17 protein-coding genes are annotated in these 19,637 nt (G+C 62.1%); 6 read left to right on the top strand and 11 right to left on the bottom strand.

Translation table 11 applies throughout. The features are described 5' to 3' along the window. The first annotated feature begins 126 nt into the window (after positions 1 to 126). The 5 genes from argH to GM655_RS01340 all read left to right on the top strand — a co-directional run bounded on the left by argH (position 127) and on the right by GM655_RS01340 (position 7,800). Complete coding sequence (gene argH / locus GM655_RS01360; protein ID WP_155432847.1) at positions 127 to 1,524, top strand: argininosuccinate lyase; 1,398 nt, start codon at positions 127 to 129, stop codon at positions 1,522 to 1,524. Positions 1,525 to 1,653: 129 nt separating this feature from the next. Beyond that, on the top strand, positions 1,654 to 2,226 hold the full coding sequence (locus GM655_RS01355) for a TRAP transporter small permease subunit (RefSeq protein WP_155434059.1): 573 nt from the start codon (positions 1,654 to 1,656) through the stop codon (positions 2,224 to 2,226). Positions 2,227 to 2,288: 62 nt separating this feature from the next. Beyond that, complete coding sequence (locus GM655_RS01350; RefSeq protein ID WP_155432846.1) at positions 2,289 to 3,935, top strand: TRAP transporter large permease; 1,647 nt, start codon at positions 2,289 to 2,291, stop codon at positions 3,933 to 3,935. 206 nt (positions 3,936 to 4,141) lie between these two features. Further along, on the top strand, positions 4,142 to 6,394 hold the full coding sequence (locus GM655_RS01345; RefSeq protein WP_229632430.1) for a M4 family metallopeptidase: 2,253 nt from the start codon (positions 4,142 to 4,144) through the stop codon (positions 6,392 to 6,394). 176 nt (positions 6,395 to 6,570) lie between these two features. After that, on the top strand, positions 6,571 to 7,800 hold the full coding sequence (locus GM655_RS01340) for a M24 family metallopeptidase (protein ID WP_155432844.1): 1,230 nt from the start codon (positions 6,571 to 6,573) through the stop codon (positions 7,798 to 7,800). Positions 7,801 to 7,862: 62 nt separating this feature from the next. Here GM655_RS01340 and paaZ read toward each other — a convergent pair whose 3' ends face one another. The 11 genes from paaZ to paaA form a co-directional block, all read right to left on the bottom strand. Next, a complete protein-coding gene (paaZ, locus tag GM655_RS01335) occupies positions 7,863 to 9,914 on the bottom strand; it encodes a phenylacetic acid degradation bifunctional protein PaaZ (RefSeq protein WP_155432843.1) in 2,052 nt (683 codons plus the stop codon). A gap of 15 nt (positions 9,915 to 9,929) precedes the next feature. Beyond that, positions 9,930 to 10,541 carry a phenylacetic acid degradation protein PaaY gene (paaY, locus tag GM655_RS01330; protein ID WP_155432842.1) on the bottom strand — a complete coding sequence of 204 codons (612 nt, stop codon included), beginning with the start codon at positions 10,539 to 10,541 and terminating at the stop codon, positions 9,930 to 9,932. 16 nt (positions 10,542 to 10,557) lie between these two features. Then, on the bottom strand, positions 10,558 to 11,772 hold the full coding sequence (gene pcaF / locus GM655_RS01325; RefSeq protein WP_371866676.1) for a 3-oxoadipyl-CoA thiolase: 1,215 nt from the start codon (positions 11,770 to 11,772) through the stop codon (positions 10,558 to 10,560). A gap of 106 nt (positions 11,773 to 11,878) precedes the next feature. After that, positions 11,879 to 12,343 (bottom strand): hydroxyphenylacetyl-CoA thioesterase PaaI, encoded by a 465-nt coding sequence (paaI, locus tag GM655_RS01320; RefSeq protein ID WP_155432840.1) that lies wholly within the window; start codon positions 12,341 to 12,343, stop codon positions 11,879 to 11,881. Then, positions 12,336 to 13,919: a 3-hydroxyacyl-CoA dehydrogenase PaaH gene (paaH, locus tag GM655_RS01315; protein WP_155432839.1), complete on the bottom strand. Its 1,584-nt coding sequence runs from the start codon at positions 13,917 to 13,919 to the stop codon at positions 12,336 to 12,338. The genes paaI and paaH overlap by 8 nt, the downstream gene beginning before the upstream one ends. A 2-nt stretch (positions 13,920 to 13,921) precedes the next feature. Then, positions 13,922 to 14,713, bottom strand: a complete 792-nt coding sequence (paaG, locus tag GM655_RS01310; protein ID WP_155432838.1) for a 2-(1,2-epoxy-1,2-dihydrophenyl)acetyl-CoA isomerase PaaG — start codon at positions 14,711 to 14,713, stop codon at positions 13,922 to 13,924. 28 nt (positions 14,714 to 14,741) lie between these two features. Beyond that, positions 14,742 to 15,818 carry a 1,2-phenylacetyl-CoA epoxidase subunit PaaE gene (gene paaE, locus GM655_RS01305; RefSeq protein ID WP_155432837.1) on the bottom strand — a complete coding sequence of 359 codons (1,077 nt, stop codon included), beginning with the start codon at positions 15,816 to 15,818 and terminating at the stop codon, positions 14,742 to 14,744. Positions 15,819 to 15,831: 13 nt separating this feature from the next. Beyond that, positions 15,832 to 16,407, bottom strand: coding sequence for a 1,2-phenylacetyl-CoA epoxidase subunit PaaD (gene paaD, locus GM655_RS01300; RefSeq protein ID WP_308807390.1), 576 nt, complete (start codon positions 16,405 to 16,407; stop codon positions 15,832 to 15,834). A 10-nt stretch (positions 16,408 to 16,417) separates the two neighbouring features. After that, entirely contained in the window at positions 16,418 to 17,176 is a 759-nt protein-coding gene (gene paaC / locus GM655_RS01295) for a 1,2-phenylacetyl-CoA epoxidase subunit PaaC (protein ID WP_371866675.1), read from the bottom strand. A gap of 12 nt (positions 17,177 to 17,188) precedes the next feature. Then, positions 17,189 to 17,473 (bottom strand): 1,2-phenylacetyl-CoA epoxidase subunit PaaB, encoded by a 285-nt coding sequence (gene paaB, locus GM655_RS01290; protein ID WP_155432836.1) that lies wholly within the window; start codon positions 17,471 to 17,473, stop codon positions 17,189 to 17,191. A gap of 71 nt (positions 17,474 to 17,544) precedes the next feature. After that, complete coding sequence (gene paaA / locus GM655_RS01285) at positions 17,545 to 18,519, bottom strand: 1,2-phenylacetyl-CoA epoxidase subunit PaaA (RefSeq protein WP_155432835.1); 975 nt, start codon at positions 18,517 to 18,519, stop codon at positions 17,545 to 17,547. A gap of 192 nt (positions 18,520 to 18,711) precedes the next feature. Here paaA and paaX point away from each other — a divergent pair, with 192 nt between their 5' ends. After that, positions 18,712 to 19,632 carry a phenylacetic acid degradation operon negative regulatory protein PaaX gene (gene paaX, locus GM655_RS01280; RefSeq protein WP_155432834.1) on the top strand — a complete coding sequence of 307 codons (921 nt, stop codon included), beginning with the start codon at positions 18,712 to 18,714 and terminating at the stop codon, positions 19,630 to 19,632. The last annotated feature ends 5 nt before the right edge of the window (positions 19,633 to 19,637 follow it).

Genomic DNA, 19,637 nt, shown 5'->3' with positions numbered 1-19,637 from the left:
CAAAAAAATAGGGGAGGATGCCTGATTTTAGTAGGCAAAAACGCAAGGTTGACATATTTTTGAGCAGCCCCGGTTTATAATCACCACTGACTTACTTCCGCATCCCCCTCTGCCTTTACCTTTTATATGACTGCACAACTTTCCAAGAAAAGCGAAGCCTGGTCGGCCCGCTTCAACGAACCGGTTTCCGATCTGGTCAAACGCTACACTGCCTCGGTTTTCTTCGATAACCGCATGGCCAAGGCCGACATTCAGGGTTCGCTGGCTCACGCCGAAATGCTGGCCGCTCAGGGCATCATCAGCGCCGCAGACCGCGCCGAAATCGAACGCGGCATGGCGCAGATCAGCGCCGAAATCGAAGCCGGCACCTTCGAATGGCTGCTCGATCTGGAAGATGTGCACCTGAATATCGAAAAACGCCTGACCGAACTGGTAGGCGATGCCGGCAAGCGCCTGCACACGGGCCGTTCGCGTAACGACCAGGTAGCCACCGACATCCGTCTGTACGTGCGCTCCGCCATCGACGATGTGCTGGCCCTGCTGCACTCGCTGCGCAGCGCGCTGGTGGATCTGGCCGAGAAGAACGCCGACACCATCCTGCCCGGCTTCACCCACATGCAGGTAGCCCAGCCGATCACCTTCGGTCACCACATGCTGGCCTATGTCGAAATGTTCGGCCGCGATGCCGAGCGTATGCTGGACTGCCGCAAGCGCGTCAACCGCCTGCCGCTGGGCGCCGCCGCACTGGCCGGCACCACCTTCCCGATCGACCGCGAGCGCGTCGCCAAGACGCTGGGCTTCGACGATGTGTGCCACAACTCGCTCGATGCCGTGTCGGACCGCGACTTCGCCATCGAATTCACCGCTGCCGCATCGCTGATCATGACCCACGTGTCGCGCATGTCGGAAGAACTGATCATCTGGATGAGCCCACGCGTAGGCTTCATCGATATCGCCGACCGCTTCTGCACCGGTTCGTCCATCATGCCGCAGAAGAAAAATCCAGACGTGCCGGAACTGGCCCGTGGCAAGACCGGCCGTGTGTACGGCCACCTGATGGGTCTTCTGACCCTGATGAAAGGCCAGCCGCTGGCCTACAACAAGGACAATCAGGAAGACAAGGAACCGCTGTTCGACACCGTCGATACGGTAGTCGATACGCTGCGCATCTTTGCCGACATGGCTGGCGGCATCAGCGTCAAGCCGGACGCCATGCGTGCCGCCGCCCTGCAGGGCTACGCTACTGCCACCGATCTGGCCGACTATCTGGTGAAAAAAGGCCTGCCTTTCCGCGACGCCCACGAAGCCGTGGCCCACGCCGTACGCGCCTGCGACGGCCTGAAGATCGATCTGGCCGAAATGACGCTGGAACAACTGCGCGCCTTCTCGCCGCTGATCGGCGACGACGTGTTCGCCGTGCTGACGCTGGAAGGCTCGGTCGCTGCGCGTGACCACGTGGGTGGCACTGCCCCGGCGCAGGTACGCAAAGCCATCGCGCGCGTACGCGCCCAGTTGGCTGGTTAAATCCTGCCCCAGCCGCGCCGGACCAGGATAGTCCGGCGCGGCTGATACCATCAAACTGGCTGGCTACCCTGCCGCCACCGTGGTGTATCTGCCGGAGACGTTGCCGGACGTAGAGGAGTTCTCATGTTCATGAAGCTTGCCCGCGCCATCGACCGACTCAACGAAGCCATCGCCCATGCCGTGGGCTGGGCCTTGCTGGCTGCTGTAATGATCTGCAGCGGCAATGCGCTGATGCGCTACACCTTCAGCCTCAGTTCCAACGCCTGGCTCGAGATCCAGTGGTATCTGTTTGCCACCATGTTCATGCTGGCTACCGCCTACACCCTCAAGCGCGACGAGCATGTGCGCATCGACGTCATCACCAGCCGCTTTTCACGCCGCACGCAGGTGTGGATAGACCTGCTGGGATTTATCCTGTTCCTGCTGCCGATTGCGCTGCTGATCCTTTACTACGGCACCCCGTATGCACTGCTGTCGCTGCAGAGCGGCGAAATGTCGCCCAATGCCGGTGGCCTGATCGTCTGGCCCGCCAAGCTGCTGGTGCCGCTGGGCTTTCTGTTGCTGGTGCTGCAGACGCTGGCCGAAATCATCAAGCGCATCGCCTTTCTGGCCGGACGCATAGACGATAGCAGCTTCACGCGCGCAGCCCACAACCCCCAGCAAGAAATCGCTGCCATCAAGGCTGCCAATCAGCTCGACTAATCCGCTCGATTAATCCGCTCCACTAAACCGCCCGCTCCACCCATAGGTCATAAAGGAAGTCCATGGAAGCATTCCTGACGGCGAATCTCGCCCCCATCATGTTCGCGGTACTGGTGCTGTTCCTGCTGTCGGGCTTTCCCGTGGCGTTTGCACTGGCGGCCAACGGCCTGTGTTTCGGCCTGCTGGGCATAGAACTGGGGCTGCTGAAACCGGAACTGCTGCAAGCCCTGCCCAACCGCATCTTCGGCATCATGGCCAACGACACCTTGCTGGCCATCCCCTTCTTTACTTTCATGGGGCTGATACTGGAACGCTCAGGCATGGCGGAAGACCTGCTCGACGCCATAGGCCAGCTATTCGGCCCTATCCGCGGCGGCGTGGCCTATGCGGTGATTTTTGTCGGCGCCCTGCTGGCCGCCACCACCGGCGTGGTTGCTGCATCGGTGATTTCCATGGGCCTGATTTCGCTGCCCGTGATGCTGCGCTATGGTTACGACCGCAAGCTAGCAGCCGGTGTGATCGCTGCATCCGGCACGCTGGCGCAGATCATACCGCCCTCGCTGGTGCTGATCGTGATGGCCGACCAACTGGGCCGCTCGGTGGGCGATATGTACCGCGCCGCCTTCGCCCCCGGCCTGCTGCTGACCGCTCTTTATGCTGGTTATGTGCTGGCCCTGTCCATCTTCAAGCCGGCCGCCGTGCCGGCCCTGCCGCTGGAAGCGCGCAACCTGCGCCAGCCCAACGGCGACAGCGGCGTACGTTCGCTGCTGGTACTGGTGCTGGGCGCGGTTGCTGCCGCATGGCTGTTCGCGCATTACTGGGGCGAGCGCCATCCGGCCATGGCCAGCGATGAACTGGGCATCGCCGCCGCTTCGCTCGGCATCGTCGGTGCCTTTCTGTTCGCCCTGCTGAACCGCCAGTTCAAACTGGGCCTGCTGTCGCGCATGGCGGAAAAAGTCGTGTTCGTGATGGTGCCGCCACTGGCGCTGATCTTCCTCGTGCTGGGCACCATCTTCATCGGTCTGGCCACGCCGACCGAAGGCGGCGGCATGGGTGCCATGGGCGCACTGCTGCTGGCACTGTTCAACCGGCGCCTGACGCTGGACCTGACCAAGCAGGCCATGCACAGCACCACCCGTTTATCCAGCTTCGTGGTGTTCATCCTGATCGGCTCTACCGTGTTCTCGCTGGTGTTCCGTGGCGTGAATGGCGACCTGTGGGTGGAGCACCTGCTATCCGCCCTGCCCGGCGGCAGCACCGGCTTCCTGATCGTGGTTAACCTGCTGTTCTTCGCGCTGGCCTTTTTCCTCGACTTCTTCGAGCTGGCCTTCATACTGGTGCCGCTGGTAGGCCCCGTAGCCGACAAGCTGGGCATCGATCTGATCTGGTTCGGCGTACTGCTGGGCGTGAATATGCAGACTTCCTTCATGCACCCGCCGTTCGGCTTTGCGCTGTTCTATCTGCGCTCGGTGGCGCCCAAAGAAGTCAAGACCAGCGATATCTACTGGGGCGCCATCCCGTTCGTGCTGATCCAGATCCTGATGGTGGCCCTGATCATAGGCTTCCCCCAGCTAGTCACCGTGGGCAAAAAGGTCGATATGAAGGAGCAGCTCGAACTGCGGCTGGACAGCCCTGCACCGGCCGCTGAAGAGCACAAGGATGGCGAACAGCCGCCGCTGAATTTTTCCGTCGACGACGAGAAAAAATAATCTTCTGGCCTAGGGCTGACTATGCAGGCGCCCGCCCAATCTTGACTGCTCATTAATGAAAGTGTGGCATAACGACCGCACGTAAAATTCACACTCGCATCACCCTTGATTTGTGACAGTACCGTTGTCTCTGCGCGGCACTAGCGTGCTCTATCCGCCGCGCGGAATGGGCCGCAATGGCGCGATCGATATCAAGGGAGACGATGATGAAACCTGCACCTCTAAGCGCGCTGTGGCCTTTACTAGCCACCATGGCTGGCTACTGCACTGCCGCCCACGCCGCGCCCCAGCTCATGGCGCCGCCTGTCACCACGCTAAGCCCGCAGCAGAGCAGCAATCTGCTGACCCAGCTCACTGCCATGGATGCAGCACGCGGACTGGCGCCCGAGCTCAGTGTGCGCCTGAGCAGCCAGCATCCGGGCGCCGCTGGCCAGAAAATCGTCCGCACCCAGCACACCTACAAAGGCTTGCGTATTTTTGGTTCCGAATCCGTGGTGGTCACCGATACGGCCGGCACCATCGTCAGCGTGGCCAGTACCGACCGGCGCGCTGTCTCGACCGGCGGACTGGCACCACTCGCTGCAGCCGATGTGCCGCCCGCGATCAGCCCCGCCGAAGCAATCCGCATCGCTGCCAGTTCGGTCGCACCGCGCGGGGTGGACCGCTGGCCGCCCAGCGCCGAGCTGCTGATATTCCCCATCGCCCGTAGCGTGCGCGTGCCGGCGGCGCAAAGCAAACAGGAAACCGAACTGAATGCTGCCGATGTGCAGGAAGTGATAGATCGTTACGCGCTGGCCTATTACGTCAAGACCCGCATGGCGCAGGATAACAAGCCGGTGTACTACGACACCATCATCGATGCCAATACGGGCGCCATCCTGGCCCAATGGCCCGCACTCAAAACTGTGGTCGGTAGCGGCAACAGCCAGTACAACGGCGTTGTGCCCATCAATACCAGCGTGGCGACCAGCGGCTTCCAGATGCTGGACACCACGCGCGGCAGCGGCGGAAAGTACGGCGGCATGGCCATCACCAATGCCAACCACAGTTCGGCCGACAATCCCGACCCCGGCAATATCTACACCAACAGCAGCAATAGCTGGGGCGATGGCAAGCAGTATGTAAACGGCGGCAGCACCACCAGCGCCAACGGCCAGACCGCTGCGGTGAATGCGCTGTGGGGGCTGATGAATACCTACGACGCCAACCGCAATGCGCTGGGCTGGCACTCACTCGATGGCAACAACACCGCCACCTACATCGCCGCCCACGTCGACACCAGCTACGACAATGCCTTCTACGACGACGGCTGCAAATGCATGTACATCGGCGACGGCAACCATTTCAACAGCCTGGGCGCGATCGACGTGATCGGCCACGAAATGTCGCATGGTGTGACTGCTGCCACGGCCGATCTGGTGTATGCGGGCGAATCGGGCGGACTGAATGAATCGAACTCGGATGTCGGTGGCGAAATGGTGGAAGCCTATGCGCGCGCTGGAGGAACGGGCGGCGTGATCCCTGCCAGCGGCAATGACTGGATGATGGGCACGGAGATCAGCAAGAATGGCCAGCCGCTGCGCTGGATGTACCGCCCCAGCAAGGATGGCAGCAGCCCCGATGCGTGGAGCAGTTCGCTCAAATACCTCGACGTGCATTATTCGAGTGGTCCGAATAACCGCATGTTCTATTTCCTCGCGCAAGGCTCCAAGGCCGATCCCACCTCGGACTACTACAGCAAATACCTGACCCGCACACCGGCCGCCATGCACGGCATAGGCAGCGACAAGGCTTACCGCATCTGGTTCAAGGCGCTCACCACCAAATTCACTTCGACCACTGGCTACGCCGATGCCCGTGCCAAGGTACTGGAAGCGGCGCAGGAGCTGTATGGCGCCAGTTCCAAGGAAGCTATCGCCGTGCAGCGCGCCTATGCGGCCATTAACGTGGGGGACGATATCGACGAAGCCGATGGCGGCGGCGGCGAGCCGCAGGGCACGGAGCGCATCATCAATGGCGGCTTCGAGGACGGCATAAACGGCTGGAAAGGTGCTACGGCCGTCATCGGCAGCGACCCTGCGCAGGTGGCCTACGAGGGCACCCGTTACGCCCGCATGGGCGGAAAGGGCCACACCACCAATCAGGTGCTGACGCAGAGTGTGAACATACCGGCCAGCGCCACGCAGGCCACGCTGAGCTTCGCCACCCATATCGAGACGGGCGAAGTGCATCCCGTGGCGTATGACCAGCTTACGGTGACACTCAAGGATGGCGCCGGCAAGGTGGTACGCACGCTGGCGCGCTACAGCAACAAGGATGCGGTAGCGGGCTACCAGCTGCACAGCTTCGATGTGCTGGCACAGAAGGGCAAGACCCTGACCCTGAGTTTTGCCATGCACGAGGATAATTCCAAACCGACCTTCTTCGTCATCGACAAGGTCAGTCTGCTGACCAACTAGCCCTGCGGAGCTAGGGTATGCCGGGCACTGAGCCGGATTACGAGCCGATGCCGAAATCGGCATACCCTAAATGCCGCCAAGGCCGGCTGTTACTGGCCTGCCGCCATAAAGCTGCTATGATCCCCGCCTGACGCTTACCGGCGTATCACTCAGAGATATAACTCAGGGATATAAAAATGACCATAGGTGGAAAAACCATCGAAGAGGCGCTGGCCTCCCTGTCGGACATGACTGCGGGCGCGGTCCCTATCGGCAAAGACGAACATCTGCAACGCATCGCCAAGGCGCAGGCTTATATGCAGGCGCAGGGCATTGCCGCCATCTACATCAATGCGGGTGCCAATCTGATGTACTTCACCGGCACGCGCTGGTATCCGAGCGAACGTATGGTGGGCGCCATCCTGCCCGCCAGTGGCCCAGTAGAATACATCGCCCCGGCTTTCGAAGAGAGCACGCTGAAGGACTTCATGCTGGTGGAAGGCCGCGTCAACACCTGGCACGAGCACGAGAGCCCATACCAGCTGTTCGTCGATACGCTGCAGCGCATGGGCATAGCGCCAGCTGCTGCCGGTGCCAGCGCGCCGCGCATCGGTATCTGCGAAAGCGCCGCCTTCTTCATCTACGATGGTATCCGCCCGCTGGCGAACGGCTATGCACTGGAAAATGCACGCAGCGTGACGGCGCACTGCCGCACCCGAAAATCCGTCAACGAAATCGCGCTGATGCAGCGGGCCAAAGACATGACGCTGGCCGTGCATGTGGCGACAGCCAGCATCCTCAAGGCTGGCATTACCACCACCGAAGTGGAAGAGTTCATCAACCTCGCGCACCGCAAGGTGGGCGCTTCCGGCTCCTACTTCGTGATCGTGCTGTTCGGTGAAGCCACGGCCTACCCGCATGGCGTGAGCTATGTGCAAACGTTGCGCGAAGGCGACACCGTGCTGATCGATACAGGCTGCAAACTGCACAACTACATTTCCGACATCACCCGCACCTATGTGTACGGTACGCCGAGCGAGCGCCAGCGCTCCGTGTGGAACAGCGAAAAGGCCGCCCAGCAGGCCGCCTTCAATGCTGCGCAACTGGGCGTGCCTTGCGAAGAAGTGGATGCGGCTGCGCGCCGCTCGCTGGAAGCTGACGGCTTTGGCCCCGGCTACAAGCTACCGGGCCTGCCGCACCGTACCGGCCATGGCATAGGCCTCGATATCCACGAGTGGCCATATCTGGTGGGGGGCGACAAGACGCCACTGGATGTGGGCATGTGCTTCTCGAACGAACCGATGATCTGCATCCCGGGCGAATTCGGCGTGCGCCATGAAGACCATTTCTACATGACGGAACATGGCCCGAAATGGTTCACCGAACCGGCGCACAGCATCGACGACCCGTTCGGCCTGCGTAAGTAAGCCCTTCACCTTGCCCGCAGCGGCGCCCATCCGGGTAGCCGCTGCGCGTTTCCTCAGGCGGCCTAGTGCCGCTTCATCACCAGCGTCAGAATGTCGTAACTGGCAACCAGTTCGTCGTTCTGATTGGTGACCTGTACATCCCACGCCACCACGCCCTGCCCTATGCCTTTGTCATCGGTGCGGTTACGGTCCACCTTGCGCTTGCAGGTCAGACGGGCGCGGATGGTATCGCCTATCGCCACCGGCGTAATGAAGCGCAGGTTATCCAGACCGTAGTTCGCCAGCACCGGCCCCGGTGCCGGCGAGACGAACAGACCCGCAGCGGCCGACAGCACGAAGTAGCCGTGCGCGATGCGTTTGCCGAACTGGGTATCTTTTGCGGCGATGTCGTCGAAGTGCATGTAGAAGTAGTCGCCCGAGACGCCACCGAAGTTGACGATATCGGCCTCGCTGACGGTGCGGCGATGGGTCAGCAGGGAATCGCCCATCTTCAGGTCTTCGAAGTATTTGCGGAACGGATGCTGCTCGCTTTCCTGCACTTTGGCGCCGCGCACGTATTCGCCCGTCACGGCAGCCAGCATGGTGGGCGAGCCCTGTACCGCAGCGCGTTGCAGGAAGTGGCGCACGGCGCGGATGCCGCCCAGCTCTTCGCCGCCACCGGCGCGGCCCGGGCCACCGTGCTTCAGCTGTGGCAGCGGCGAACCGTGACCGGTGGAATCCACCGACGCCTCACGGTCCAGTATCAGTACACGGCCGTGCGAGGCAGCCGCCATGGGCACGGCATAAGCTGCCGTGGCGGGATCGCGCGTGACCAGCGTGGAGACCAGCGAACCACGGCCACGGGCGGCCAGCGCCATGGCCTGCTCGATACCGTCGTAGCTGATGATGGTGCTGACAGGGCCGAAGGCTTCCACATCGTGCACGGCATCGTTGCGCATGCCGTCGCGGCACAGCAGCAGAGTCGGCGCATGGAAAGCGCCTTCGCCGACGCCTATGCCGATGGGGCTGAAGCCATCACGCTCGCCAAACAGCACTTCGTTACCCTGCGCCAGCAAGGCCACGCGCTCGGCCACATCGCGCTGCTGATCCTTGGACGCCAGCGCGCCCATACGCACGCCTTCCACCGACGGATCGCCCACGCTGACCTTGGCCAGACGCTCGCGCAGGCGCGTACCCACGGCATCGACCAGACTTTCGGGTACGAGGATACGGCGGATGGCGGTACATTTCTGCCCTGCCTTGCCCGTCATTTCGCGCGCTACTTCTTTGACGAACAGATCGAACTCGGCATCGTCCGGCGTGACATCGGGCGCCAGTATGGCGCAGTTGAGCGAATCCGCTTCTGCCGTGAAGGGTACGGAATTGGCGATCAGGTTACGGTGGGCGCGCAGCTTGGCGGCCGTATCGGCCGAACCCGTGAAGGTCACCACATCGGCGCCATTGACGCGGTCGAGCAGATCGCCGGTGGAGCCTATCACCAGTTGCAGCGCGCCTTCCGGCAGCAGGCCGGATTCATGCATCATGCGCACCAGTGCTTCCGTCAGGTAGCTGGTGGCCGTGGCAGGCTTGCCTATGCACGGCATGGCAGCGAGAAAACTCGGCGCAAATTTTTCCAGCAGGCCCCAGATGGGGAAGTTGAAAGCGTTGATGTGCACAGCGAGGCCGCCGCGCGGCACCAGTATGTGGGTGCCGGCGAAGCCACCGCTCTTACCCAGCGACATAGCCGGGCCTTCGTGCAGCACATTCGAGGATGGCAGCTCGCGGCTGCCCATGCTGGCGTAGGCAAACAGGGTGCCGGTGCCGCCTTCGATATCCACCCAGCTATCGGCACGGGTGGCGCCGGTCAGGTGCGAGATGGCGTACAGCTCTTCCTTGCGGCCCAGCAGATACAGCGCCAGCGCCTTCAGGCGCGCCGCGCGCTGCTGGAAATCCATCTTCATCAGGGCCGGTACGCCGGTCTTGCGGGCGTAGGTCACCGCCTCGTCGAAATCGATCTGCTCGGCGTGGGTGTGATAGATCAGCGCATTGTTCAGGGCGCCGCGCAAAGGCAGGGCTGCCTCATTGCCGATCCAGCGCCCGCCGATAAAGCTTTGCAGGGTTGCTACTTGTGTCATCTCATGTCTCCGATTTTATGCCGAGGCGTTTTTGTGCAGGTGCAGTGGCAGCGCGCTGTCCCACTCCATGCGTGGCCGCTCTGCAGGCAGTTCCGTCAGCGCTTCCGTTTCGCGCATGGTGCGCATGGAGCGCACCGCCAGTTCCTGATACTGCGCCGTACCGGCGCTCTTCCATTGAATTTCATCGTCGCGCAGAGCACGCGCTACTTTGGCAGGCGAGCCGACCACCAGACTGCGCTGCGGCACTTCCATACCGGCTTTCACAAAGCTCATGGCGGCGACGATGCTTTCCGCACCGATCACGGCGTTATCCATCACCACGCTGTTCATGCCCACCAGCGCATTGCGGCCTATGCGGCAGCCGTGCAGCACGGCGCCGTGGCCGATGTGGCCATCCTGCTCCACCACCGTATCCGCGCCCGGAAAGCCGTGCATCACGCAGGTATCCTGCAGGTTGGCGCCTTCTTCCAGTATCAGGCGGCCGAAGTCACCGCGCAGCGAAGCCAGCGGGCCGATGTAGCAGCGCGGACCGACGATGACATCGCCGATCAGCACTGCACTAGGGTGGACGTAGGCCGTCGGATGTACCACGGGCGTGACGCCATTGATTTCATAGACTTTGACCATGCAGCCTCCTCACCCGCTATACGTGCTCAACGCGCTCGATCACGACGGCGATGCCCTGCCCCACGCCTATGCACATGGTGCACAGCGCGTAGCGGCCGCCCGTGCGTTCCAGCTGATTGACAGCCGCCAGCACCAGCCGCGCACCGGAGGCACCGAGCGGGTGGCCGATGGCGATGGCGCCGCCATTCGGGTTCACGTGGGCCGCATCGTCGGCCAGCCCCAGATCGCGCGTAACAGCCAGACCTTGCGCAGCAAAAGCTTCGTTAAGTTCGATCACGTCCATCTGGGCTATGCTCAGACCCAGTTGTGCCAGCACTTTTTTCGAGGCGGGCGATGGGCCGAAGCCCATGATGCGTGGCGCCAGACCGGCAGTGGCCATGCCCAGCACGCGGGCGCGCTTCTTCAGACCGTATTGCTCTGCCGCGCTGGCGGAAGCCAGCAGGATGGCGCAGGCGCCGTCATTCACGCCGGAGGCATTCCCTGCGGTGACGCTGCCGTCCGGCCGCACCACGCCTTTCAGCCTGGCCAGCATTTCCGGCGTGGTGTCTGGGCGCGGGTGTTCGTCCGTATCGATGATTTTCGGATCGCCTTTTTTCTGCGCCAGCGTGACGGGTTCGATTTCGTCACGGAATACCCCGGCAGCATGGGCCGCGGCCCAGCGCTGCTGGCTGCGCAGTGCAAAGGCATCCTGATCGGCGCGGCTGATGGCAAATTCCTGTGCCACGTTTTCCGCCGTCTCCGGCATGGAATCGATGCCGTACTGCGCCTTCATCAGCGGATTGACGAAGCGCCAGCCTATGGTGGTGTCTTCGATTTTGGCTGCGCGCGAAAAGGCGCTATCGGCTTTGCCCATGACGAAGGGTGCGCGCGTCATGCTCTCGACGCCACCGGCAATAATCAGCCGGGCTTCGCCCGACTTGATGGCGCGTGCCGCCATGCCCACGGCATCCAGACTGGAACCGCACAGGCGGTTGATGGTGGAGGCAGGTACTTCCACCGGCAGGCCGGCCAGCAGCGCAGCCATGCGGGCGACGTTGCGGTTGTCTTCACCGGCCTGATTGGCGCAGCCATAGTAAACATCGTCCACCTGGCCCCAGTCCACGCTGGGGTTGCGGCGCATGAGCGCAGCGATAGGCAGCGCGCCCAGATCGTCGGGGCGTACGCTGGCCAGTGCACCGCCATAGCGGCCAAACGGGGTGCGGATTGCGTCACAGATAAATGCGTCGTTCACAGTGTCTCCTGAAATTCTCTTTATGTTCTCGTGCGCCTCGTGCAGACAGGCAGGTTTTAGACTTTTCTAGACTGTTCTAGATCGTTCTAGACCGTTTTAGACCGTTCTAGACTAAATTTCCGGAAGAGGACAGGACCTCCCCGCCTACGCGATGCGATTTGCCACGGAACAGGGCGATGATGCGGTCTTCCTGATTACGGATCGTCACGTCATACACGCCGCTGCGGCCAGCCTGCACCTGCTCCACGGCTTCCGCCGTCAGCACATCGCCCAACCGGCCCGGTGCCAGATAGTCGATGGTGCAGGCGGCGCCCACGGTATTGAGGTTGTGGCTATTGCAAGCAAAGGCGAAGGCGCTATCGGCCAGCGTGAAAATGAAACCGCCGTGGCAGCTCTGGTGACCGTTCAGCATATCGGGCCGTATCGTCATCGTCATGCGCGCATAGCCGGGGCGCATTTCAGCGATATGCATACCCAGTGCTTTAGAAGCGGGATCGCGTGCGAACAGTGCCTCGCCCACGGCTTCGGCCAGCGCCTGTGCGGCCTGCGGATCTATCGCCACTTTATGCATGGAAGCGTGCTCCTGCGGCCAGTTTGCGGCATAGCAGTGCCGAGACGCGGTAGCGGTCTTCGCCATAGCCAGCGGCCAGATGGGCCAGTACGCGCACTACCAGGTCAAGGCCGATGGCATCGGCCCAGGCCAGCGGACCGCGCGGATAGTTGACACCTTTCTGCATGGCCGTATCCACTGCCTGCGCGTTGCAGACGCCCTGATTGACCGTGTCGGCCGCTTCGTTTGCCAGCATGGCGACGGTACGCATGACGGCCATGCCTGCCACATCATCGAGCCGCGTGACGATGAAGCCTGCCGCTTGCAGCAGCCCCACGACGGCCTGATAGGCCGCAGGCGAGCACTGGTCGGCGCAGCTCAGCGCAATGCGCGGGGCTTTGCCATAGTCCAGCGCCAGATCGTAGAGCACCGTATCGGGGTGATGATTATCGCTGGCGCGTTGAGTAGCGGTGCGGCCATCCGTCAGGTACAGAGCGGCGCCATTGCAGTGGAAGGCCGGGGCCTCGTCCTGCATGCCATGGGCACGTGCTTCCGGTGCCTTGCGATGGTTGACGTGTATGCCTGCCGCACGCAGGCGCGCTGCCAGTGCATCGCTGATGGCTGCACCCAGCAGGTGCGACGCTTCGGCACCTTGCGCCACCGTGTAGCTCACGTATTCCGGCTTGGGCTGCGGGGCTTCTGCCTGTGCGCTAGTAGCTGCCGCCGTGCCAGCGCTGTAGTCATAAAGGCCACGGCCGGATTTGCGACCTAGGAAACCGGCGTTGACCAGTTCCTGCTGCAAGATCGAAGGCGTGAAACGGGGATCGTTAAAGTAGGCCTGAAAGACCGACTGGGTGACGGAGAAATTCACGTCGTGGCCTATCAGATCCATCAGCTCGAAAGGCCCCATGCGGAAGCCACCCGCATCGCGCATGACGGCATCGATGGTAACGGCATCGGCCGCCTGTTCGCCCAGCAAACGCCAGCCCTCCGCATAGAACGGACGGGCCACGCGGTTGACGATGAAACCCGGCGTGGAGCGCGCATGCACGGGATTCTTGCCCCATGCAGCGGCCGTGTCGAATACCGTCTGCGCTACGGCCGCATCCGTCGCCAGGCCGCTAATTACTTCCACCAGCGCCATCAGCGGCACGGGATTAAAGAAGTGCATGCCTACCAGCCGTTGCGGCAGTTTCAGTCCCGCAGCAATGGCCGTGACGGAAATCGACGAAGTATTGGTAGCGAGAATGCAGGCGTCGCCAACCACGGATTCCAGTTCGGCGAACAGTGCGCGCTTGACGTCCAGATTTTCCATGATGGCTTCTACCACCAGCCCGGCATCCGCCACATCGTTCAGGCTCAGGGCCGCGCGAATGCGGGCGATGGCGGCGGCACATTCGACCGCACCCAGACGCTCTTTCTGCACCAGCTTATTCAGCGCGGCAGCAATGTCGGACATGGCTTTGGCAACGGCCTCGGGGCGGTTGTCGTACAGGCGCACGGTGTGGCCGGCAAGGGCCGCCACCTGCGCTATGCCTGCGCCCATGGCGCCTGTGCCGATGACGGCGACGGTGCGGCCCGTATCCAGTGCGGCCATGCTTATTCTCCCTTGAATTGCGGCGCGCGCTTTTCCATGAACGCTGCCACGCCTTCGCGATAATCGGCGCTGCGGCCCAGTTCACGGATCATGCCCGCTTCCAGCGCCAGCTGGTCGGCCAGCGTGTTGTGCGCACTGGCGTAGAGTGCCTGCTTGGTGTAAGCCAGTCCCTTGGTCGGCGCCGTCGTAAAGTGCTGAGCCATGGCCTGCACGGTGCTGGCCAGTTCGGCATCCGGCACGCATTTCCAGATCAGGCCCCATTCTTCGGCCAGCGCAGCGGGAATTTTCTCGCCCAGCAGCGCCATGCCCATAGCACGTGCATTGCCCACCAGCCGTGGCAGGAAATAGGTGCCGCCCGTATCCGGTACCAGCCCCAGTTTGCAGAACACTTCCACGAACGAGGCTGAAGCGGCTGCGATGACGATGTCGCAGGCCAGCGCCAGGTTGGCACCGGCACCGGCGGCCACGCCGTTGACGGCACAGATCACGGGCATGGGCAGCGCGCGCAGAGCCAGCACCAGCGGGGCGTAATTCTTTTCTACCGAGTCGCCCAGATCGACGGCCGGGGCACCGGGAGCCACCGAGCGGTCGGACAGGTCCTGACCGGCGCAGAAGCCGCGTCCCGAAGCTGCCAGTACGAATACGCGTACGCTGCGGTCTGCCCGGGCGCGGGCCAGCGCGTCACGCACTTCTTCATGCATGGCTTGCGTGAAGCTATTGAGTTTGTCGGGACGGTTCAGCGTCAGCGTGGCGATGCCGGCTTCGATACTGAACAGGATATTCTGGTATTGCATGCTGTCTCCCTGAATGTTTCAGCGTGATTTATTCGGCCTGATCGAAATCGATCACTACTTTGTCGCTCACGGGGAAGCTCTGGCAGCTCAGCACAAAGCCACGGGCGATTTCATAGTCTTCCAGCGCGTAGTTCACATCCATATCCACCTTGCCTTCGACTAGCTTGCAGCGGCAGGTAGAGCATACGCCACCTTTGCAGGAGTAGCGCATATCGAGCCCTGCGCGCAGGCCGGCATCGAGCAAGGACTCCTGATCCTGATTCATGGAGAAGGTGCTGGCATTGCCATCCATGATAACGGTGACCTGCGTGGCGTGGCGCTCGGCCGCGTGCTCGCTGCGATGGCTATGGCTATGGCGGGCGGTACTGGTGGCGAACAGTTCGAACTTGATCTGCGCCTTGCTCATGCCGGCGTCCTGCAATGCTGCCGAAACTCCCAGCATCATGTCTTCCGGCCCGCAGATGAAGGCGGCGTCCAGATCTTCTACTTTGACCCAGTGCTGCAGCAGCTGCTTGCACTTCTCGCCAGTGATCCGGCCATTGAACAGTTCTATGTCCTGCTGCTCGCGGCTCATGACGTAGGCCAGTGTCAGGCGCTCCAGATAGCTGTCTTTCAGTTCCGCCAGTTCTTCCTTGAAGATCACGGACGAGGAAGCGCGGTTGCCGTAAAACAGCGTGAAACTGCTATGCGGCTCCGTCTCCAGCGTGGTCTTGATGATGGAGAGGATGGGCGTAATGCCGCTACCTGCGGCCACGGCCAGATAGTGCTTGCGGCTGACCGGATCGAGCGGCAGGTTGAAGTGCCCCATGGGCGGCATGACGTCCAGTGCCACACCCGGCTGCAGGGCATCATGTGCCCAGCCGGAAAACAGCCCGCCTTGTATGCGCTTGATGGCCACGCGCAGCGTATCTTCCTGCACGCTGGCGCAGATGGAATAGGAACGGCGTACTTCCTCGCCGTTGATATGGGTGCGCAGCGTCAGGTGCTGACCCTGCTGGTACTGAAATTCCTGCTTCAAGGCCGGTGGCACGGCAAAGGTGACGGCGATGGTATCGCGCGTTTCGTGGCTAACCTTGGCAACGTTCAGGGTATGGAATTGGCTCATGATGTTGTTATCGTTAATGGCACTTGAAGTAGTCAAACGGCTCGTGGCAGTCCAGACATTTGTAGAGCGCTTTGCAGGGTGTGGAGCCGAACTGGCTGGTCAGCGTGGTGTGCAATGACCCGCAGTGCGGACACTCGACCTGCGGCGCCGGCACGCTGCGCGAGATGGCCGCGTGCGCAGAACCGTGCGCATTGCGCTGCAGGCCGCTGATATCGATCACCTGCTGGGCCGGCGGTGCGATGCCGTAGCCGCGCAGCGCCGCCTTGCCGCTGGCGCTCATCCAGTCCGTGGTCCATGCGGGAGAGAGCTGGTTGCGCAGTTCGATCTGCTGCACGCCATGCGCGCGCAGGGCTTCGGTGACGGCATCGGCGATCACCTGCATGGCCGGGCAGCCCGAATAGGTGGGCGTAATCACCACCGTGCAGACGGCATCGGCGCTGACCTGCACATCGCGCACGATGCCCAGATCGACAATGGAAATCACGGGGATTTCCGGATCGGCCACCTCGCCCAGCCATTGCCACACCTGCGCTGGCGTGAAGCTGGCCAAGCTGTCTATGCTGTCCATATTGCCTGGGCCGGCGTTCATGGTGCCACCCTTACCACGTTGCGCCCGGATAGGCGCGCTGCAAGAACTGCATCTCTGCCAGCACATAACCCAGATGCTCGCTATGGCGGCCTTGTTTGCCGCCGCTCTGCATCCATGCATCGGCCGGTGGCATGGTCAGCGTCGCCTCTTTGAAAATCGACTCGACATGTGCCAGCCAGTGGCTGCGCAATTCTGCACCATCAGGTGCGATGCCGGCGGCCACCATGGCCTGATCCAGCGCGTCGTAGGCAAACATCTCGCCGCTATACATCCACAGCGCTTCGACGGCAGCCTGGGTGCGCGCATGGCTGAACTGCGTGCCATCGCCAAGGCGCACGATCAGATCGCCGCTGCGGCGCAGGTGGTAGCTGACTTCCTTCAGCGACTTTTCTGCAATCGCCGCAATGCGCGCATCGCTGCTGCGGGTCAGGCCTTCGATCAGGAAGTAGTGCCAGGTATCGAAGTAGAACTGGCGCACCAGGGTGTCGGCGTAATTGCCGTTAGGCTGTTCCAGCAGCAGGCAGTTGCGGAATTCGTGAGCATCTCGGCGGAAGGCCAGCGCATCTTCATCGCGCCCTGCGCCTTCCAGTTCACCCGCATAGCTGTACCACAAACGGGTCTGGCCCAGCAGGTCCAGCGCCACGTTGGTGAGCGCCATATCCTCTTCCATGGCCGGGCCTTTGCCGCACAGTTGCGACAGGCGCTGGCTCAGGATCAACGCGTTGTCACCGAGGCGCAGCAGGTATTCGAAGGTGTTGTGCTTATCCACGCTGGGCTCCGCTTACAGGTTCTTCACTTCTTCCGGCATAGGGAAGAAGGTCGGGTGGCGATACACCTTGCTGTTGGCAGGGTCGAACAGGGCGCCTTTATCGGCCGGGCTGCTGGCCACGATATCGGCCGCACGCACTACCCAGATACTCACGCCTTCATTACGCCGCGTGTACACATCGCGTGCATTGTTGACGGCCATTTCCGCATCCGGTGCGTGCAGGCTGCCCACATGCTTGTGTGCCAGCCCATGCTGGCTGCGGATGAATACTTCCCACAGTGGCCATTGTTTGCTCATCTTGGTCTCCAATTATCTTCGTGTGTGCCGCGCTCGCGCTGCGGTCTGCGGCATGCCGCACTATGGCTGGCTTATTTTGCGTGCTTGTCGGCGTAGGCTTGCAGCGCATCGCGGAACCACTCGCCCTCTTCCCATGCCGTGACACGGGTGCGCAGGCGCTCGCGGTTGCATGGGCCGTTGCCCTTCAGGACGCTGTGGAATTCGGCCCAGTCGATCTCGCCGAATTCGTAGTGGCCCGTTTCGGCATTGAATTTCAGCTTGGGGTCAGGGATGGTCAGGCCCAGGTATTCGGCCTGCGGCACGGTCTGGTCGACCATGCGCTGGCGCAGTTCATCATTGGAGAACAACTTGATGCGCCATTTGCTCGACTGCGCGCTGTTGACGGAATCCGCGTCCGACGGGCCAAACATCATCAGCGACGGCCACCACCAGCGGTTCAGCGCATCCTGTGCCATGGCTTTCTGCTCGGGCGTGCCGCGTGCCAGCGCCAGCATGATGTCGTAGCCTTGACGGGCGTGGAAGGATTCTTCCTTGCAGACGCGGATCATGGCGCGCGAATACGGGCCATACGAGCAGCGGCACAGGGGAATCTGGTTGATGATGGCCGAGCCATCGACCAGCCAGCCGATGGCGCCCATGTCGGCCCACGACAGCGTGGGGTAGTTGAAGATGCTCGAATACTTGGCTTTGCCGCTGTGTAGCGCTTCGAGCAGCTCGTCGCGCGAGACGCCCAGCGTTTCGGCCGCGCTGTACAGGTACAGGCCGTGACCTGCTTCGTCCTGTATCTTGGCCAGCAGGATGGACTTGCGCTTGAGCGTAGGCGCACGCGTGACCCAGTTCCCTTCCGGTAGCTGGCCCACAATCTCCGAGTGGGCATGCTGCGAAATCTGCCGAATCAAGGTTTTCCGGTAAGCCTCGGGCATCCAGTCCTTGGCCTCGATCTTGATGCCGGCATCGATACGCGCCTGAAACGCACGTTCGTCGTCGGCCATGTCCTCGGCCGAGCGGACGGCGTTCAAGCCAGTCTCCACCATTTGTGCGTACATGGCTGTCTCCAGATAATTCTAATAATTTATGGCGCCATAATACGATACAAATATTTGCATGACTACGATTTTTTTGACTCAAATCATATTCGTGTATCCTATCGGCAAGCTTATGAAATAATTTCAGCCGCCCGCCGCAGGACCAGTAAACTGCTGCTTTTTTCCGCACCCACCCGCTAGAACCGAACTGCCATGGATTGCCAAGACTGGATAGACGACTTCCTCGCCACCGAACCGCCGCGCTCGAAATCGCTGGTGGTGACCATCTTCGGCGACAGCATCGTGCCCCATGGCGGCATGGTCTGGCTGGGCAGCCTGATCGAGTTGCTGGCGCCATTCGGCGTCAACGACCGTCTGCTGCGCACCTCCGTATTCCGGCTGGCGCAGGAAGGCTGGCTGGGCGCCCAGCGCGATGGCCGCCGCAGTTCCTATGCCATCACGGCGCCGGCCATGCAGCGCTTCGTCCACGCCTACCGCCGCATCTACGCCCCGCTGACGCATCGCTGGGACGGCAGCTGGACACTCGTAATCAATGGCGACGGCGCCCTCAATGCGGCCGAGCGCAGCGCGCTGCGCAAGGAACTGCTGTGGGAAGGTTATGGCGCGATTGCGCCCGGCATCATGGGCCATCCGGCGGCGGAAGCCGTGGTGCTGGACGAGCTGCTGCAGCGGCTGGGCATCGCCGGCAAGGTGTTTGTGGTGCAGGGCAAGGCGCTACGGCAGGTGTGTGCGCGCCCGCTGACGGATTTGCTGGCCAGCGGCTGGGATCTGAGCGAAGTGGCGGGCGCCTATCGCCATTTCATCAGCCGCTTTGCGCCGCTGGCCGCCATGCTGCAGCACCCGGCCATCAAGTTCACCCCGGAGCAGGCTTTCGTCATGCGCACGCTGGTGATCCACGCCTATCGGCGTGTGCAACTGCATGATCCGCAACTGCCGCTGGAACTGCTGCCGGCACCATGGCCGGGCAGCCAGGCTTACGAACTGGCGCGGGAAATCTATCTGGCCGTGCAGGACGCGGCCGAGCAGCATATCGATGCTGCCCTGCAGAAGGAAGATGCGGCAGCCCCCGCGGCCGGCGCAGCCTATTTCGAGCGCTTCGGTGGCCTGAACTAGCTAGC

Origin of the sequence: Pseudoduganella danionis (assembly GCF_009720775.1) — a bacterium.
Classification (GTDB): domain Bacteria; phylum Pseudomonadota; class Gammaproteobacteria; order Burkholderiales; family Burkholderiaceae_D; genus Rugamonas; species Rugamonas danionis.
The sequence above is the reverse complement of the archived record's forward strand: the minus strand, read 5'-3'. Positions and strand labels throughout refer to the sequence as shown.

What these genes read in the sequence shown, in the direction of transcription:
- argH (WP_155432847.1), top strand. Translation starts at nt 127, where the DNA reads ATGACTGCACAACTTTCCAAGAAAAGCGAAGCCTGGTCGGCCCGCTTC.
- GM655_RS01355 (WP_155434059.1), top strand. Translation starts at nt 1,654, where the DNA reads ATGAAGCTTGCCCGCGCCATCGACCGACTCAACGAAGCCATCGCCCAT.
- GM655_RS01350 (WP_155432846.1), top strand. Translation starts at nt 2,289, where the DNA reads ATGGAAGCATTCCTGACGGCGAATCTCGCCCCCATCATGTTCGCGGTA.
- GM655_RS01345 (WP_229632430.1), top strand. Translation starts at nt 4,142, where the DNA reads ATGAAACCTGCACCTCTAAGCGCGCTGTGGCCTTTACTAGCCACCATG.
- GM655_RS01340 (WP_155432844.1), top strand. Translation starts at nt 6,571, where the DNA reads ATGACCATAGGTGGAAAAACCATCGAAGAGGCGCTGGCCTCCCTGTCG.
- paaZ (WP_155432843.1), bottom strand. Translation starts at nt 9,914, where the DNA reads ATGACACAAGTAGCAACCCTGCAAAGCTTTATCGGCGGGCGCTGGATC.
- paaY (WP_155432842.1), bottom strand. Translation starts at nt 10,541, where the DNA reads ATGGTCAAAGTCTATGAAATCAATGGCGTCACGCCCGTGGTACATCCG.
- paaI (WP_155432840.1), bottom strand. Translation starts at nt 12,343, where the DNA reads ATGCATAAAGTGGCGATAGATCCGCAGGCCGCACAGGCGCTGGCCGAA.
- paaH (WP_155432839.1), bottom strand. Translation starts at nt 13,919, where the DNA reads ATGGCCGCACTGGATACGGGCCGCACCGTCGCCGTCATCGGCACAGGC.
- paaG (WP_155432838.1), bottom strand. Translation starts at nt 14,713, where the DNA reads ATGCAATACCAGAATATCCTGTTCAGTATCGAAGCCGGCATCGCCACG.
- paaE (WP_155432837.1), bottom strand. Translation starts at nt 15,818, where the DNA reads ATGAGCCAATTCCATACCCTGAACGTTGCCAAGGTTAGCCACGAAACG.
- paaD (WP_308807390.1), bottom strand. Translation starts at nt 16,407, where the DNA reads ATGAACGCCGGCCCAGGCAATATGGACAGCATAGACAGCTTGGCCAGC.
- paaB (WP_155432836.1), bottom strand. Translation starts at nt 17,473, where the DNA reads ATGAGCAAACAATGGCCACTGTGGGAAGTATTCATCCGCAGCCAGCAT.
- paaA (WP_155432835.1), bottom strand. Translation starts at nt 18,519, where the DNA reads ATGTACGCACAAATGGTGGAGACTGGCTTGAACGCCGTCCGCTCGGCC.
- paaX (WP_155432834.1), top strand. Translation starts at nt 18,712, where the DNA reads ATGGATTGCCAAGACTGGATAGACGACTTCCTCGCCACCGAACCGCCG.